Source organism: Sphingobacterium spiritivorum (genome assembly GCF_016724845.1).
GTDB lineage: Bacteria > Bacteroidota > Bacteroidia > Sphingobacteriales > Sphingobacteriaceae > Sphingobacterium > Sphingobacterium spiritivorum_A.
Map to the genome: position 1 here is coordinate 4,375,137 of NZ_CP068082.1, position 15,203 is coordinate 4,390,339.

At 39.9% G+C, this 15,203-nt stretch carries 15 protein-coding genes; 8 read left to right on the plus strand and 7 right to left on the minus strand.

Annotated elements, in window-relative coordinates; translation table 11 throughout:
- The first annotated feature begins 65 nt into the window (after nt 1-65).
- From I6J03_RS18530 to I6J03_RS18545, 4 genes are all read left to right on the plus strand, one after another.
- Nucleotides 66-1,415, plus strand: a complete 1,350-nt coding sequence (locus I6J03_RS18530; protein ID WP_003003007.1) for a sigma-54-dependent transcriptional regulator — start codon at nt 66-68, stop codon at nt 1,413-1,415.
- Entirely contained in the window at nt 1,412-2,755 is a 1,344-nt protein-coding gene (locus I6J03_RS18535) for a sensor histidine kinase (RefSeq protein WP_003003005.1), read from the plus strand. The genes I6J03_RS18530 and I6J03_RS18535 overlap by 4 nt, the downstream gene beginning before the upstream one ends.
- 55 nt (nt 2,756-2,810) lie before the next feature.
- The gene (locus tag I6J03_RS18540; RefSeq protein WP_003003003.1) at nt 2,811-3,392 is read left to right on the plus strand and encodes a Crp/Fnr family transcriptional regulator; all 582 of its coding nucleotides are present in this window, start codon (nt 2,811-2,813) and stop codon (nt 3,390-3,392) included.
- Nucleotides 3,393-3,457: 65 nt separating this feature from the next.
- Complete coding sequence (locus tag I6J03_RS18545; RefSeq protein WP_003003001.1) at nt 3,458-3,907, plus strand: SRPBCC domain-containing protein; 450 nt, start codon at nt 3,458-3,460, stop codon at nt 3,905-3,907.
- 49 nt (nt 3,908-3,956) lie between these two features.
- Here I6J03_RS18545 and I6J03_RS18550 read toward each other — a convergent pair whose 3' ends face one another.
- Both I6J03_RS18550 and I6J03_RS18555 read right to left on the minus strand, forming a co-directional pair.
- Nucleotides 3,957-4,283 carry a HesB/IscA family protein gene (locus I6J03_RS18550; protein ID WP_039989699.1) on the minus strand — a complete coding sequence of 109 codons (327 nt, stop codon included), beginning with the start codon at nt 4,281-4,283 and terminating at the stop codon, nt 3,957-3,959.
- 86 nt (nt 4,284-4,369) lie between these two features.
- Nucleotides 4,370-5,548: a cysteine desulfurase family protein gene (locus I6J03_RS18555; RefSeq protein WP_003002997.1), complete on the minus strand. Its 1,179-nt coding sequence runs from the start codon at nt 5,546-5,548 to the stop codon at nt 4,370-4,372.
- A gap of 109 nt (nt 5,549-5,657) precedes the next feature.
- Here I6J03_RS18555 and I6J03_RS18560 point away from each other — a divergent pair, with 109 nt between their 5' ends.
- Nucleotides 5,658-6,527 carry a mechanosensitive ion channel family protein gene (locus I6J03_RS18560; RefSeq protein WP_232279599.1) on the plus strand — a complete coding sequence of 290 codons (870 nt, stop codon included), beginning with the start codon at nt 5,658-5,660 and terminating at the stop codon, nt 6,525-6,527.
- On the opposite strand, the gene I6J03_RS18565 is transcribed toward I6J03_RS18560, so the two are convergent.
- The gene (locus I6J03_RS18565; RefSeq protein WP_002995760.1) at nt 6,505-6,651 is read right to left on the minus strand and encodes a hypothetical protein; all 147 of its coding nucleotides are present in this window, start codon (nt 6,649-6,651) and stop codon (nt 6,505-6,507) included. The two genes, I6J03_RS18560 and I6J03_RS18565, sit on opposite strands and share 23 nt — an antisense overlap.
- A 110-nt stretch (nt 6,652-6,761) precedes the next feature.
- On the opposite strand from I6J03_RS18565, the gene I6J03_RS18570 reads away from it, so the two are divergent.
- A complete protein-coding gene (locus I6J03_RS18570) occupies nt 6,762-7,976 on the plus strand; it encodes an NAD(P)/FAD-dependent oxidoreductase (RefSeq protein WP_003002993.1) in 1,215 nt (404 codons plus the stop codon).
- Nucleotides 7,977-8,016: 40 nt separating this feature from the next.
- On the opposite strand, the gene I6J03_RS18575 is transcribed toward I6J03_RS18570, so the two are convergent.
- Genes I6J03_RS18575 through I6J03_RS18590 form a run of 4 tightly spaced genes read right to left on the minus strand, consistent with a single transcriptional unit; the run spans nt 8,017 to nt 12,819 of the window.
- Nucleotides 8,017-8,934, minus strand: coding sequence for a glycerophosphodiester phosphodiesterase family protein (locus I6J03_RS18575; protein WP_039989487.1), 918 nt, complete (start codon nt 8,932-8,934; stop codon nt 8,017-8,019).
- 32 nt (nt 8,935-8,966) lie between these two features.
- On the minus strand, nt 8,967-9,692 hold the full coding sequence (locus tag I6J03_RS18580) for an MIP/aquaporin family protein (RefSeq protein WP_003002989.1): 726 nt from the start codon (nt 9,690-9,692) through the stop codon (nt 8,967-8,969).
- 33 nt (nt 9,693-9,725) lie between these two features.
- Complete coding sequence (gene glpK, locus I6J03_RS18585; RefSeq protein WP_201693888.1) at nt 9,726-11,225, minus strand: glycerol kinase GlpK; 1,500 nt, start codon at nt 11,223-11,225, stop codon at nt 9,726-9,728.
- Nucleotides 11,226-11,250: 25 nt separating this feature from the next.
- Nucleotides 11,251-12,819, minus strand: coding sequence for a glycerol-3-phosphate dehydrogenase/oxidase (locus I6J03_RS18590; RefSeq protein ID WP_003002985.1), 1,569 nt, complete (start codon nt 12,817-12,819; stop codon nt 11,251-11,253).
- Nucleotides 12,820-12,999: 180 nt separating this feature from the next.
- Here I6J03_RS18590 and agaR point away from each other — a divergent pair, with 180 nt between their 5' ends.
- Both agaR and I6J03_RS18600 read left to right on the plus strand, forming a co-directional pair.
- On the plus strand, nt 13,000-13,761 hold the full coding sequence (gene agaR, locus I6J03_RS18595; protein WP_232279598.1) for a transcriptional repressor AgaR: 762 nt from the start codon (nt 13,000-13,002) through the stop codon (nt 13,759-13,761).
- A 158-nt stretch (nt 13,762-13,919) separates the two neighbouring features.
- On the plus strand, nt 13,920-15,188 hold the full coding sequence (locus tag I6J03_RS18600; RefSeq protein WP_003002981.1) for a Gfo/Idh/MocA family oxidoreductase: 1,269 nt from the start codon (nt 13,920-13,922) through the stop codon (nt 15,186-15,188).
- Nucleotides 15,189-15,203: the final 15 nt, after the last annotated feature.

Consider the following 15,203-nt stretch of genomic DNA (forward strand, 5'->3'; position numbering starts at 1 on the left):
TGGTATATTTTAGTGTTCGGTTTCGGACACTTGTTTGTCCGGTAGTGAACAATTAGCTGTGTGAAATGAAAAAAGTTGAAGCTTCTGTTTTAGTCGTAGATGATCAGGAAGAGGTGTTGATCGCCTCCAGACTGATACTGAAAAGATATTTTGAAACAGTAAATGTATTGTCTGATCCTGGTCAGTTGCTGGATAAAATCCGGAGTTGTGAAGCTGATGTTGTCTTGCTGGATATGAACTATCGTCTGGGCTATGAAAATGGAAGAGAAGGGATATACAGGTTAACAGAAGTGCAGGAATATTTTCCGCAGGTCAGGATTATACTGATGACTTCCTATGCCAATGTAGAAACGGCAGTGGAAGGCATCAAGTTGGGAGCCATAGATTATATTCTGAAACCCTGGGATAATGATAAGCTGATAGAAATAGTGAAATCTGCCGTACAACAGATTCGTAAAGCTAAAAAGATTGCTGTTCCATCAGCGCCGGTATTTTTTCTGGGAAGTTCACCAAAGATCCAAAAAGTATATCAGATGGGGGAGCGGGTAGCAAAAACAGATGCGACCGTATTGATCCAGGGAGAAAACGGGACAGGGAAATATGTATTGGCAGAGTATATTCATAAACATTCTTCGAGAAGAGATCGTCCTTTTATACATGTAGATCTGGGCTCCCTGAATGAAAACCTGTTTGAAAGCGAATTGTTCGGTTATGTAAGGGGAGCATTTACTGATGCACGTGCGGATACAGCAGGTAGATTTGAACAGGCTGATGGAGGAACTATCTTTCTGGATGAGATCGGAAATATACCGCTGCATCTGCAGTCAAAATTATTGCAGGTTATACAAAGTAAGGGTGTAACCAGACTGGGAGAATCCAAAGTAAGACAGCTGGATGTAAGGATTATCACTGCAACAAATGTTGATCTGGAATCAGCTGTAAAGGAAAAGACTTTTCGCGAAGATCTGTATTATCGTATACATACGGTGTCGCTTTATCTTCCTGCATTGCGGGAACGGAGAGACGATATAGCGGATATGTTGCGGTTCTTTATGAAACACATGACCGAAAAATACGATATGGAAATGTTGCATATCGGAGACACTACGCTGAGACAATTGGAACAATATGAATGGCGGGGTAATATACGGGAACTTCAGAATCGTATAGAGCGTGCAGTGATATTAGTAGATCAGCCGGAGCTTACTCTTGAGCATATGGGATTTGAAGGAGCACTGGCATTAGTGAAAAGTAAAGAGGAGACGACTATAAGCGATGTGGAACGTAACCTGATAATTGACAGTTTACATAAGTATGCCGGAAATATCAGTAAAGCCGCTCATGAACTCGGAGTATCCAGGGCAGCTTTATATCGCAAATTAGAAAAATACAGTATTCCAAATCCAAACGAATGAGTACACATAAATTGGTGATCGGGATAGTGATCCGTACATTGATAATAGCCATACTCATTGCTGTGTCTATATACTGCGGTATTCATAGTCTCTGGTATGTACTGACAAGTATATTTATACTTTTACTGATCCTTGTTTTTGAGACAAGGGTATTTATCAAACGCTATTACAGTAAGTTTGATGGTATTGTACAGGCCATGTTGTATGATGATTACGCCTTGAGTTTTGAGGAACAAAAGGAAAATACAGTGCTGAATCAGCTTATACGATTGTATGAGAAGAATAAAAAAGCCTCGTTTGATCTGCAATCACAGGCATTCATCTATCAACAGCTGCTTAATAGTCTGGAATCAGGAGTTTTGATTTTGAAGAAAAGTACAGATAGCTGGACAGTGCTGAATATGAATGAATATCTGCGTAAGTATTTTGGATTACCCGGGATCACATACTGGCATCAGTTTAAATCTTTTGTACCCCAATTTTTCGAGGCTATAGAAGATAAGAACTTTGCAGAATATAAGTCTACAATAGATATTCAGATCAATAAAGAAGAAAAACAAACTTTTGTTATTCAGACATCGGTGAGCAAAGTGGGAGACCAGCAGTATTATATCATTTTACTGGATTCTATACAGCGTGTTATAGATTCTACAGAAAATGAAGCCTGGCTGTCTATTATGAAAGTGATCGCACATGAATTGATGAATTCACTGACTCCTATACATTCACTGGCAGGAAATGTGAGCGAGATTCTGGAACAGGAATCTCTTAGTGCGGAAGATAAAGAGGATGTACAGGTAAGCGTAGATACCATTCTGAACAGAAGCTATCATCTGCAAAAATTTGTGGAGCGCTACAGACGCCTGACCATGTTACCCAGCCCGCAGCCTGAATGGATAGCTGTAGATCCGCTTATACAGAATTGCCTGCGTGGATATACCGGAATATTACAGCAGAAGGGAATCACTTTACATTATAACGGGGGATCTGATATACGCATATTTGCAGATGCGGTACAGATGGAACAAGTGTTGATCAATCTCTTTACAAATAGCATGTATGCTGTCGAAAGTCAGGATGTTAAAGAGATCTTCCTGCAGGTTTATACTTTGAACAAACGTGTTTATATAGAATTTGCAGATTCCGGAAGAATAATAGATCCTGAGATTGTGTCCAGGATATTTCTGCCCTTCTATACGACCCGAAAGGATGGAGGCGGAATAGGACTCACCTTATCCAAAAGTATTGTCGAGGCACATGGTGGCTATCTGTTTTATCAGATCAAAGCTGATCGTAACACATTTATCCTTGCTTTACCTGTAACGGAGAAAGAAGATTAAGAAAATCACAAAAGTAATGTGTACATTGATAAGGAAGTTAGCATAAAGGAGTTACATGACCGTATTAGCACAATATATAAAGTCATATTTTGGCATCGTATCAGATGTTGAAATTGATGAAATAAGCACTCTATTTCAGAAAGAACACCTAAAGAAAGACGACTTTTTTACCCAAAAAGGAAATAGGATTAATAAACTCTCTTTTATTGAGTCCGGTATGCTTCGGATCTTTGTAAATACCGATAAAAAAGAAGTTACACAATGGATTTCTACTTCCGGGTATTTTGTAACAGATCTGACAGGTTTTATTTTTGATGATGTTTCCCGATGGAATATTCAGGCTCTTTCAGATACTGTGCTGTATTCCATAAGTAAAGAAAATTATAAAAAGGTCGGCAGCATAGTGTCAAAATGGAATGAACTCGAAAAAATGTTTATAGTCAAGTGTTTTACCACGCTGGAAGAACGGATATTCAGTCATTTGTCTATGAGTAGTGAAGAGCGTTATCATTATTTCTTCAAACATAACAAAGAACTTTTCAATCAGGTACCCTTGCAGTATATTGCATCTATGTTAGGAATGACACCTGAAACATTCAGCCGTATCCGAAAAAAGACAGGAGAGGTAAATTCTTAATTTTTATCAAGAGCAGTCTGCTTCGTTTGAAGGATCTTTGTATTGTATTAAATGTAATTATAACCATGGCAAAAGAAATCATTACCCAAATTCGTATACAGGCCACACCATTAAAGATATGGTCAGTTTTTACGGAATTTGCTCAGTATCCGCATTGGAATCCTTTTATAAAAGCATTGGATGGTAACGTCAGGGTGGGGAAAAAAATACGTGTGCACATACAACCTCCGGACTCTGGAAGTATGGTTTTCAAACCGAAAGTTTTGGTTTATGAGGAAAACAAAAAGCTGAGTTGGATAGGCAGGCTATTATTACCGGGAATATTTGATGGTGAACATGCATTTGAACTGATTGACAATGGAGATGGTACGACTACTTTTGTGCAAAGTGAGATATTCAAAGGTTTGCTTGTTCCGTTATTTCAAAAAACACTGGATAACAATACCAGACGAGGATTTGAACAAATGAATCTCAAGTTGAAAGAGATGTGTGAAAACGAAAGTAAGTCAGCATAAAAAAAAGGTCTTCTTTAGCATAAAGAAGACCTTTTTTATCTGTTCTGTGTTATACAGAGAAACTCTCTCCGCAGGCACAAGTCCTGCTGGCATTAGGATTATGGAATTCAAATCCTTTACCGTTTAGTCCGTCTGAATAATCCAGCTCAGTACCTGCCAGATATAAATATGATTTAATATCCAGACAGATTTTTATTCCTTTATCTTCAGAAAATTGGTCTCCCTTTTTTTCTTCGTTATCAAAATCGAGTTTATAGGAAAGACCTGAGCAACCTCCACTCTCTACGGCGACCCTAACAAAATAACTGTCGTCGTATTGTTCCGACTTCATAATAGAGTGGATACGTTCTTTCGCTTTATCTGTAATGGTGATCATGCTGTCCATGTTTTCTGCTTTTCTTACAAATTACGCTATTTTTTTGAAAATAAGCAATGTGTTCTCTGTTAGTATTCTGTCAAAAATCAATCCAAAAGTCCATCCTTGTACAGTTGCCATACAGGGGATTGCTCCCGGATCTGGCAGACAACAGTCCGGAGTTTTGCTACCGTCTTTTTTATTTCTTCCTCCGTCGTATATCTGCTCAGACTAAATCGCAGACTGCAAAAGGCTTCCTCATCGCTGCGGTGCATAGCTTTGAGCACATGTGAAGGGTCACGGTCACCCGATACACAGGCCGAGCCTGCAGATATAGCTATATCAGTAAGCCTGCTCATGATCTCCGTAGCTTTGGTATGCCTGAACGTGATGTTGGAAGTATTGGCAATACGGGATACAGCTGAAGCAATGACTTCTGTGTCTGGTATTTCTGTTAAGATCCTGTTTTCTAACAAATTCCTTAAGTCGGAGATCGTTTGTTGACAGCTCAAATCAGAGACTGCCAGTTCGAGTGCTTTTCCCATCCCGACAATAGCAGGGACATTATACGTTCCGCCACGAAATCCCTGTTCCTGTTTACCTCCGTGTATAAGGGTCTCTATCTGCGTGGGTCTGGATTTTCTTCGTATATATAAAGCTCCAGCACCTTTGGGGCCATGAAATTTGTGCGCACTGAAGCAAAGAATGTCGATCATGGTCTTTTCGAGATTAAGCGGCACTTTACCTACATACTGAGTCGCATCACAAAAAAACAAAGTATTCTTCTCTCTGGTAATTGTGGCAATTTCCTCTATGGGATGAATAACACCGCTTTCGTTGTTAGCTGCCATCAATGCTACAAGAATGGTATCCGGCCGGATCAGATCTGCCAGTGCATTTGTATCTATCATGCCATTGCGGTCTGTAGAGACATATGTTATCTCTGCGCCTTTTTTTTGAAGATATTCACAACAGCCGAGTACGGCTTTATGTTCAGTAGCTGAAGTAATAATATGTTTTCCTTTGCCTGAGTATAGTGCAAATACACCTTTTATAACGGTGTTGATTGCTTCTGTAGCACCTGAATTAAAGAAAATTTCTTTCTCACTTGCATGAAGACTTGTTGCAATCTGCTGCCTGGCTTTTACTACTGCAGAAGAAGCAATCCTGCCCGGTTTATGTTGTATACTCGAAGCATTTCCATAGGACTGCGTGAGGTAGGGTATCATTTCTTCCAATACATCCGGATCGAGTGCTGTGGTAGCATTATTATCTAAATAAATCATAGAAATGAATGTTAAAGATTTTTAAAAGTTAAAGAAAATACGGTGCAAAAAATCAATTCTTCCTACCTTTGGAATGAAAAATCAAATATATTCAAATTTTAACAATTGTATGGAAACAGTAAATATTAGCAGATTTGAAGGCGGATTAGAAAAACTTATAGATGTAGTCATTGTCAGTATACCCAGTATTGCGGTAGGTCTGGGCATATTATTCTTTGGCCGATACCTTATTAAATTTCTGATTAATATCATGAATAAGCGTTTTGAAAGACGCAATATAGACGTATCCATACGGGCATTTATATCCAGCATGTTAAAGTTTGTCCTGTATGCTTTGCTTATTCTTACGGCAGCCAGTACAATGGGTATTCAGACCACATCTTTTATTGCAGCATTATCAGCATTTGGTCTGGCAGTAGGTATGGCATTGCAAGGCAGTCTTTCTAATTTTGCAGGAGGTGTATTGATTTTAATGTTTAGACCATTTGAAGTCGGAGATTATGTTTCCAGTGCCAATGGTTCAGCCGGTACGGTAGAACGTATAGATTTGCTTTATACTACTTTAATTGGTGCCGACGGAATACGGGTATTCAGCCCGAATGGTACACTGGCTAATTCAGTCATAAAAAACTACACCAAGATTGTCAACAGAAGACTGGAATATGTAATCGGTATATCGTATGATGCCAATATTAAAACGGCTAAGGATATTATTCTGGAAGTGCTTAAATCTGATAACCGTATTCTGGAAACACCGGCCCCGGAAATCTTTGTAAGCGAGCTTGCTGATAGTTCCGTGAACCTTACTATACGTGCATGGGCTAAGAAAGAAAACTTCTGGCCGGCGAATAATGAAAATCAGGAGGTCATTAAAAACGCCCTGGATAAACATGGTATCAGCATTCCTTTTCCACAGACAGAGCTTCATATTGTGAATGATAAGCTGACAATGACGACTAATCCAAAGCGCGAGTCGTAATAAAGTAGCGATAGGCTAAAATAGCCTGTTGAAATTTGGTCAGCTTTGTGGGATCTTTCTTACTCAGTTTAGGAAGAATCACCTTATTGATCTTTGCCAATAGTCTGAAAATAGATTTACGCATAAGTACAAAAGTATATATCAGGACCGTAATTCAGACGGTCCTTTTTTATTTAAAAGGATTTTACGAAACTTTTGTTTGCCGGTTTTGTTTTTTGATATAAATAATACTATATGGATTTATATTCTGGACTACCTTTTTGGATAATAAAAAATGCCCTTTACGATTACAATAAACCCCTTCAGGAAGACTTAAAAATAGACGTTGCTATTATTGGATCAGGAATCACAGGATCTTTGGTGGCTCATGAACTGTGCGAAGCTGGAATTAAGTGTGCCATTTTTGATAAAAGAACCGTTGCTACAGGCAGCACAGCTGCAAGTACTGCACAATTGCAGTATGAGATAGATGTGCCTCTGAGCCAGATGCTTAATGATGTAGGTGAAAAGAAAGCTGTACAAGCCTATCAATCGAGTTTGCAGTCTATCACTGATCTGGAGAATGTTTTGAAAAAGACAAATGTAAAAGCAGACTTTAAACGTGTCTCCACCATATTTCTTGCCAGTAACAGGAAAGGGCGAAGAATGATTCGTGAAGAATATGATGCCCGTACACAATATGGATTGCCGGTATCTTATCTGGATGAAGAGCAGCTCCTGAAAGAATACGGCATTGAAGGGTTTGGAGCACTTTATAATGATCAGTCCGCCCAGATGGATGCCTATTCCGCTGCAACAGGTATATTAAATTATCATCACAGCAAAAAAGAACTGGATATCTATAGTCCTGTAGAGATTGTCAGCTATCAGGAAAAGCGGGGAGGATATGATCTGAAGACCAAAGACGGATTTGTTATTTCCTGTAAATACGTGATTATTGCTGCAGGTTTTGAAGCCGGTCAATTTTTACCAAAGGAGGTGATGCAACTCAATTCTACCTATGCATTAGTCACGAATCCTATTGCAGATGAACAGTTCTGGAAGGAAAAGAGTCTGATCTGGGAAACAAAGTCTCCTTATTTTTACATGCGTTCTACTGCAGACAACCGGATCATGATGGGAGGGGAGGATGAACCTTTTCGCAATCCGAGAGTCCGGGATTTGTTGCTGCGGAAGAAAGTCCGGAAACTATCCTACAAACTAAAGAAAATGTTTCCTGAAATTAAGTTTGAAGTCAGTATGGCCTGGTGTGGTACATTTTCTTCGACTAAAGACGGATTGCCATTTATCGGTGCATGGCCAGGTAATAAAAGGATGCTGTATGCGTTGGGATACGGTGGTAACGGTATTACATTCAGTATGATTGCGGCTCAGATTATACGCAATACCTTAGAGGGGAAAAAAGACGACAGAGCAGATACTTTTGGTTTTGAAAGACTATCTGAATAAACATAAACAGAAAAAGGAACGTTAAGTTCCTTTTTCTGTTTTAAAGTAAGTTTGGATAATCACTGATTATACCATCCACTTTTAACTTTTTCAGTCGTTTGATTTCATCTTTTGTATTTGCGGTCCACGGGATTACCTTTATGCCTCTGGCATGGCAATCCGCAACAAATTCCTTTGTAACAAGTGAATAGTTCGGGCTGATGATAAATGGAGTAAAGCCTAAATCCTTGATTAATTCCTCGACTGTTTGTTTATTGTTTCCGTCGATCAGATAGGAAGATTTCAGTTGCGGATACATCTTATTCAGATATTGTATCGTACGCTTATCAAAAGATTGTATAACCGTTCTTGAACCTATACCCTTATTCATAATTACCTCTACCATCAGATCTACAAATGTAGAGGGCTGCGGATGCAGGATATTATCGCCTTTCGGAGAGCTCTTGGTTTCGATATTATAAAACATCGGACTTTTCCGGTGCAATTTAGCCTCAGCTTCAGCTGCATCAATGAGTTCAGAAAGTAGCGGTATATGGGTTTTCAGTTTTAACTGATCCGGAAAATCGCTGTACAACTTAGAACCTGTATCATAGGTTTTGAGTTCGTTATAATCAAATTTATAGATTTTCAGATCCTTTTTGTCAGCAGGAATATCCTTTCCATCCGCATAGCGTATATATTTGGGATTTAAATAGTCATCATGTGTAACCACTACTTTTTTGTCTGCTGTGATGTGACAATCCATTTCTAAAGTTGTAATATGAGGCATATGTTCAATGGTCATCTTCATGGCCTCAATCGTATTCTCCGGATATAAACCTCTGCCACCTCTGTGAGCTTCAGCAGAGAAATCAGGAAATCTGTCATTCACCAGTTGATTTTTTTTGTTAAACATACTACAAGATGAAAATCCTAAAGTTAAAGCCAATCCGCACAATGCAAAAAAATAAAATTTCATGTTTATCTATTTTATACAAAAATAGTCTTTTCTTAATTTAATACTAGATACAGACCTACAGCAAGCAAACTACCGATCACAGGACCGATCACCGGTACCCAGGCATAGCCTGCATCAAAGCCCGCTTTGTTCTTTATCGGAAGAAGGGCATGCATAATACGGGGACCAAGGTCACGAGCCGGATTGATCGCATATCCGGTGGTACCCCCAAGCGCCAGACCGATAACCCATACTACAAATGCTACCGGCAACGCACCTATAGAACCAAGACCTACAGGTGAATCATCAGCTAACTTGGCATCCGTAAAGTGAAAGATGGTAAATATCAGCACAAAGGTACCTACGATTTCGCTGATCAGATTGACGGGAATATTACGGATAGCAGGAGCAGTACAGAATACAGCTTGTTTTGCTCCGGCATCTTCTGTTGCATCAAAATGATCTTTGTACATCAGCCATACCAGAAATGCACCCGACATAGCCCCCGCAAATTGTGCGGCAATATATTCCATACCTGCTGCAAAGGTCATCTTTCCCAAAGCCATATTGGCTACAGTGACAGCAGGACTAAGATGCGCTCCGCTATAAGGGCCTGCAATAACTACTCCGCAAAAGACAGCCAGTCCCCATGCTGTAGTAATGACAATCCAACCCGAATTGTTTCCTTTTGTCTTGTTTAATACTACATTCGCCACAACGCCTCCTCCGAGAAGGATCAATACTGCTGTTCCTATAAGTTCAGCTACAAATGGTGTCATAATTTTATCTGATTTGGTTTATAAAGGTTATCATTATTTATTTTCTGCCCAATAGACCGTTGCATTTACTGCACGGTGCCATTCCTGAAGCAATTCCTTGGTTTTAGTTTTTTTATTAGGCTCAAATTTTTTGTCTTCTTTCCATTGTTTCGATATTTCTTCGATATCTTTCCAGAATCCGACTGCAAGACCTGCCAGATAAGCTGCACCCAAAGCCGTTGTTTCTGTAATTTCAGGACGTACAGTCGTTGAACTCAGAATATCAGACTGAAACTGCATCAGCAGGTTGTTTTGTGTAGCACCCCCGTCAACACGTAACTCTTTGATTTTTAAACCGGCATCTGATTCCATCGCCCGTAAAATATCTACAGTCTGAAAAGCAATACTTTCTAATGCTGCTCTGGCGATATGTGCTGCATTTGCTCCTCTTGAAAGCCCTACGATCGTTCCTCTGGCATCAGGATTCCATATAGGTGCTCCCAGACCAGCAAATGCCGGTACCAGGTATACGCCATTAGAGTCTTCCACAGAAGAGGCCAGCTTTTCTACATCAGCAGATTTTTTGATGATCCCCAATTCATCACGCAGCCACTGCACGATCGCTCCGCCAATAAAAATACTTCCTTCCAGCGCATAAGTGACCTCCTTGCCAATCTGCCATGCGACTGTAGTAACTAGCTTATTCTTTGAGATAACCGGTTTCTTTCCGATATTCATCAGCATAAAACATCCTGTACCATACGTATTTTTGACCATACCCTTGGTGGTACACATCTGTCCGAATAATGCCGCCTGCTGGTCTCCCGCAATACCTGCGATAGGAATTTGATGAGAAAGTATTTCATTAGAAGTTTCTGCGTAGATTTCAGAAGAGCTTTTGACTTCAGGAAGAATAGATTTCGGAATGTCAAAAATCTCCAGTAACTCGTCATCCCATGCCATGGTCTGAATATTGAAGATCATCGTACGTGAGGCGTTGGTTACATCCGTTACGTGCGTTTCTCCGTTTGTAAGATTCCAGATCAGCCAGGTATCAATTGTACCGAAGGCGAGTTCACCTTTTTCTGCTTTTTTACGGGCACCTTTTACATTATCCAGTATCCAGTTGATCTTTGAAGCTGAGAAATACGCATCGATCAGCAATCCTGTTTTTTTCTGGATCAGCGGACCATGTCCTTTATCACTGATAGACCGGCAATATTCTGCTGTTCTTCTGTCTTGCCATACGATAGCATTATAGATAGGAACCCCCGTTTTTCTATCCCATATTACTGTCGTTTCGCGTTGATTGGTGATTCCGATTCCTTTTATTTTTGAAGAGTTGATCTTTGATTTGGTGAGAGCCTCTGTCAGCACGGAGAACTGTGTAGACCAGATATCCTGAGGATCGTGTTCTACCCACCCCGATTGTGGATAATGCTGTTTAAATTCGCGCTGAGCTACACCTGCAATCTCCCCCGATTGATTAAATATAATAGCTCTTGAACTGGTTGTACCCTGGTCAAGCGCAACGATGTATTCCTTATTTTGCATGGTTTATTATGGTTATATGTACAATTTAATTTATAATATAGTTCTTCACTAATTCTTCGTAACTTTCTGTTTGCTCATTGATCCAAAGCTCATCTTTCCCCATAGTCTGGGCCATCAATTTAGCAACTTGAGGAGCCATTTCCAAAGATGTTTTTGCATCCAGAAATAATATTCGCATACGTCTGGCCAATACATCTTCTACATTTCTGGCCATTTCATATCGTACAGCCCATACGACTTCAGCAGCAATATGTTCAAATTTTGGATGTAATACAGCAGCCAGTTCAGGAGAAGTAGCCGCCAAAGCACGTATGCCCTCTGCATCGCTACCATAAAATTTCCAGTGGCCCTGTTCCTCATTTTGAACATAGCCATGTATCTTCAGTGTTTTTGTCACACAGGCTTTTGGATCTAAAGCCGCTACTTTAATGGCCAGATTGATGGTTTCTTCTGCCATTTTACGATAGGTAGTCCATTTTCCTCCTGTAATTGTGACCAGACCCGAAGCGTTGCTGATAAGTTTATGATCCCTGGATATTTCTTTTGTGCTGTTAACGTCATCACCCTGAGGAGCAGCGAGAGGTCTTAATCCGGCAAATACGCTTAATATATCAGATCGGGTAGGAGCATGCTCCATATAATTGTAAGCGGTATCTAATATAAATTTAATCTCTTCCTCCAAAGGACGCGGTTCGATCTGATGCTGATCTAACGGAGTGTCTGTAGTGCCCAGCAATACATGACCATGCCACGGCACACCGAACAATACACGACCGTCACTCGTTTCGGGAATCATAAGCGCATCCGATTTACCGAGAAACTTCTTATCAACGACGATATGTGTTCCCTGGCTGGGTCTGACCAGATTTTTGTGTTTGGGTTCTTCCAGTTTCAGAATGTCATCTACAAATATTCCCGTTGCATTTATAATAGATTTTGCCTTAATAGTATGGGACTGTCCTGTTTCCTGATCGACAAAAGTCAATCCGTTTACTTTACCAGCCTCATTTTTATCAATATGTGTCACATCAGCATAATTGATGATTGTGGCTCCGTATTCAGCAGCAGTCTGCCCCAGATTGAGGGCAAGACGGGCATCATCAAACTGACCGTCAAAATATTGTATACCCCCCTGAAGCGCAGAAGCTTTGACAGTAGGTAATTTAGAGATTACTTCATTTTTATTCAGATATACAGACTTGCCTATACGAAGGCTGCCTGCCATCCAGTCGTATAATTTCAGGCCGATCAGATATTTTAATTTACTAAACCAGGAATAACAGGGAATAATAAAACTCTGTATTCTGGCCACATGAGGAGCATTTCTAAAGATAAGCCCTCTTTCGTGCAGTGCAGAGTAAACCAATTTGACATCACCGTTGGCCAGATAGCGCACACCTCCGTGCACCAGTTTTGTACTGCGGCTGGATGTTGCTTTAGCAAAATCATATTTTTCTAATAAGATTGTTTTATACCCTCTTGAAGCCGCATCTGCTGCGATTCCCAGACCGGTAGCTCCGCCACCGATAATGGCAATATCCCATTGTTGGGTTTGATAAAGACTGCTTATGCCTTCATTTCTGTCAAATTTCATATATAATTGATTTTACAATATATAACACTTCTTGTGACCTGCTGTTTGTTCGATCCTGAAACAAACATAATAAATAATCAAACGAAACTAAAAGAAAACAAACGAAATTATTGTTAAATTTTTATTTCACTCATAAAAGAAAAGTTTTTTACCTTAGTGAAATTTGAATTAAAACCTATTATGAATAGCGTTGAAAGACACCATTTGATCTTAGAAAAACTTAAACAGGTTGGTAATATTACGGTTTCTGAGCTTTGTGAAGAGCTTGGCGTTTCGACTGTTACTATTCGAAAGGATCTAAAATTTTTAGAAGACAGTTCGTTGTTGTTTCGGGTACATGGAGGGGCTACCCGGCAGAATCCTTATACTACGGACCGGCCTGTATTCGAGAAGGAAAAGTTACATACGCTGGAAAAGTCAAAAATTGGTAAGACAGCAGCTTCTTTTGTAGAGCCTAATGATTCTATTATTATTGCTTCAGGTACGACTATGCAGGCCATGGCAAAAGAAATCGAACCACAGGGATTACTTACTGTCGTCACTTCAGCACTGAACGTAGCACAACAGCTTATTCAGCATCAGAATGTTGAAATTATACAACTCGGAGGCACTATGCGTAAAACCTCCATGTCTGTTACGGGCGCATATGCCGAAGTGATCTTAAAAGACTTCTTTTGTTCTAAACTTTTTCTTGGTGTAGACGGTATTGATCTAGATTTCGGAATCACAACCACCAATGCTCAGGAAGCCCGTCTGAATCGTGTGATGATGGAATCAGCTCAAAAAGTAATCGTTTTGGTGGACTCCAGTAAATTTGGTCGCAAGAGCTTCGGAAAAATTGCAGAGATCAACCAGATCGATATTCTGATAACGGATAATTATGTAAATCCGCGCTATGTAGAAAAACTGGAATCTCTGGGTATCAAAGTTATTGTCGTTTAATATGTCTGCTATCTAATACCATAAAAATTTTACATACGATTTTTACAATGCTAAAATGTATGTAAGATTATTTTAATATCTTTAGAAATTGGAGTTGCCTGATAACAACTCCATTTTTATGATAGTATAATCAATACCTAAAACTTACATTCAACAATATGAAAAAACAAGAAAATTCAAGACGTGAGTTTCTCAAAAAGTCAATTATAGGAGCTGCTGCTTTTACAATTGTGCCACGTTTTGTTTTAGGAGGACAAGGTTATCTTGCACCAAGTGATCACCTGACCAAAGGTGTCATAGGAGTAGGATCAATGGGACGCGGACATTTTGCTTATGCCGGTACAAAAACCGTCGCTATCTGTGATGTTGATACCCGTCATCTGGCTATCGCTCAGAAAACATTAGGCGGTGGTGTACGTGAATACCACGATTTCAGAGAGCTGATCAAATCTCCTGAAGTGGATATCGTCCATATTGCCACACCTCCGCACTGGCATGGGTTGATGGCTGTAGAAGCTGCACGTGCTGGAAAAGATATCTGGTGTGAAAAACCAATGACCAGAACTATCGGTGAAGGTCAGAAGGTTAAAGAAGCTGTAAAACAGCATGGTAATATATTTCGTCTGAATACCTGGTTTAGATTTGAAGATAATTTTTACGGTATGCAGGTTCCGGTAAGAAAGATCAAAAAACTGGTAGATACCGGAATGCTGGGATGGCCGCTTAAAGTGACTATCAGCAAGCACACCGGTTTTGACTGGAAATTTTTCTGGATTGGTAAGCAGAATTTACCGGTCGAACAGGTGCCGTCAGAACTGGATTATGATATGTGGTTAGGACCTGCACCGTACAAACCATACAGTACACATCGTACACATCTTACCTTCCGTGGATATTGGGATTATGATGGAGGAGGTCTTGGTGATATGGGACAACATTATCTGGATCCTGTACAGTATTTTCTGGGTAAAGATGAAGAAAGTCCGGTATCGATCGAGGTTGATGCCCCGCAACAACATAATGATGCCGTAGGTACATGGAGACGCATTACATATACATATGCTGATGGTTGTCAGATTATATTAGACGGAGAAGGCAAGGACGAGGGACTGGCATATATAGAAGGACCTAAAGGTAAACTGTATAAAGGATTTGTATCGGATATTCCGGATCTGGAAAGAAAACTGTCACAATACCCGGAACCTGCTCCGCAGATTACAAACTTCCTGGAGTCTGTGAGAACAAGACAGAAATTTGCGCTGAATGAGGAGAATGGATATCGTTCATGTACGTTAGTCAATCTGGGACTGATTGCATTGAGACTCAACCGTTCGTTGAAATTCGATTCTGACAAACAAGTGTTTATTAATGATGAAGGCGCTAATCGTTTGATTCATCAACCGATGAGAGGTCCGTGGACTATTTAATTTACATTTCAACAG

What these genes read in the sequence shown, in the direction of transcription:
- I6J03_RS18560 (WP_232279599.1), top strand. Translation starts at nt 5,658, where the DNA reads ATGGAAACAGTAAATATTAGCAGATTTGAAGGCGGATTAGAAAAACTT.
- I6J03_RS18590 (WP_003002985.1), bottom strand. Translation starts at nt 12,819, where the DNA reads ATGAAATTTGACAGAAATGAAGGCATAAGCAGTCTTTATCAAACCCAA.
- I6J03_RS18555 (WP_003002997.1), bottom strand. Translation starts at nt 5,548, where the DNA reads ATGATTTATTTAGATAATAATGCTACCACAGCACTCGATCCGGATGTA.
- I6J03_RS18570 (WP_003002993.1), top strand. Translation starts at nt 6,762, where the DNA reads ATGGATTTATATTCTGGACTACCTTTTTGGATAATAAAAAATGCCCTT.
- I6J03_RS18535 (WP_003003005.1), top strand. Translation starts at nt 1,412, where the DNA reads ATGAGTACACATAAATTGGTGATCGGGATAGTGATCCGTACATTGATA.
- I6J03_RS18530 (WP_003003007.1), top strand. Translation starts at nt 66, where the DNA reads ATGAAAAAAGTTGAAGCTTCTGTTTTAGTCGTAGATGATCAGGAAGAG.
- I6J03_RS18545 (WP_003003001.1), top strand. Translation starts at nt 3,458, where the DNA reads ATGGCAAAAGAAATCATTACCCAAATTCGTATACAGGCCACACCATTA.
- glpK (WP_201693888.1), bottom strand. Translation starts at nt 11,225, where the DNA reads ATGCAAAATAAGGAATACATCGTTGCGCTTGACCAGGGTACAACCAGT.
- I6J03_RS18565 (WP_002995760.1), bottom strand. Translation starts at nt 6,651, where the DNA reads ATGCGTAAATCTATTTTCAGACTATTGGCAAAGATCAATAAGGTGATT.
- I6J03_RS18540 (WP_003003003.1), top strand. Translation starts at nt 2,811, where the DNA reads ATGACCGTATTAGCACAATATATAAAGTCATATTTTGGCATCGTATCA.
- I6J03_RS18550 (WP_039989699.1), bottom strand. Translation starts at nt 4,283, where the DNA reads ATGATCACCATTACAGATAAAGCGAAAGAACGTATCCACTCTATTATG.
- I6J03_RS18580 (WP_003002989.1), bottom strand. Translation starts at nt 9,692, where the DNA reads ATGACACCATTTGTAGCTGAACTTATAGGAACAGCAGTATTGATCCTT.
- I6J03_RS18575 (WP_039989487.1), bottom strand. Translation starts at nt 8,934, where the DNA reads ATGAAATTTTATTTTTTTGCATTGTGCGGATTGGCTTTAACTTTAGGA.
- agaR (WP_232279598.1), top strand. Translation starts at nt 13,000, where the DNA reads ATGAATAGCGTTGAAAGACACCATTTGATCTTAGAAAAACTTAAACAG.
- I6J03_RS18600 (WP_003002981.1), top strand. Translation starts at nt 13,920, where the DNA reads ATGAAAAAACAAGAAAATTCAAGACGTGAGTTTCTCAAAAAGTCAATT.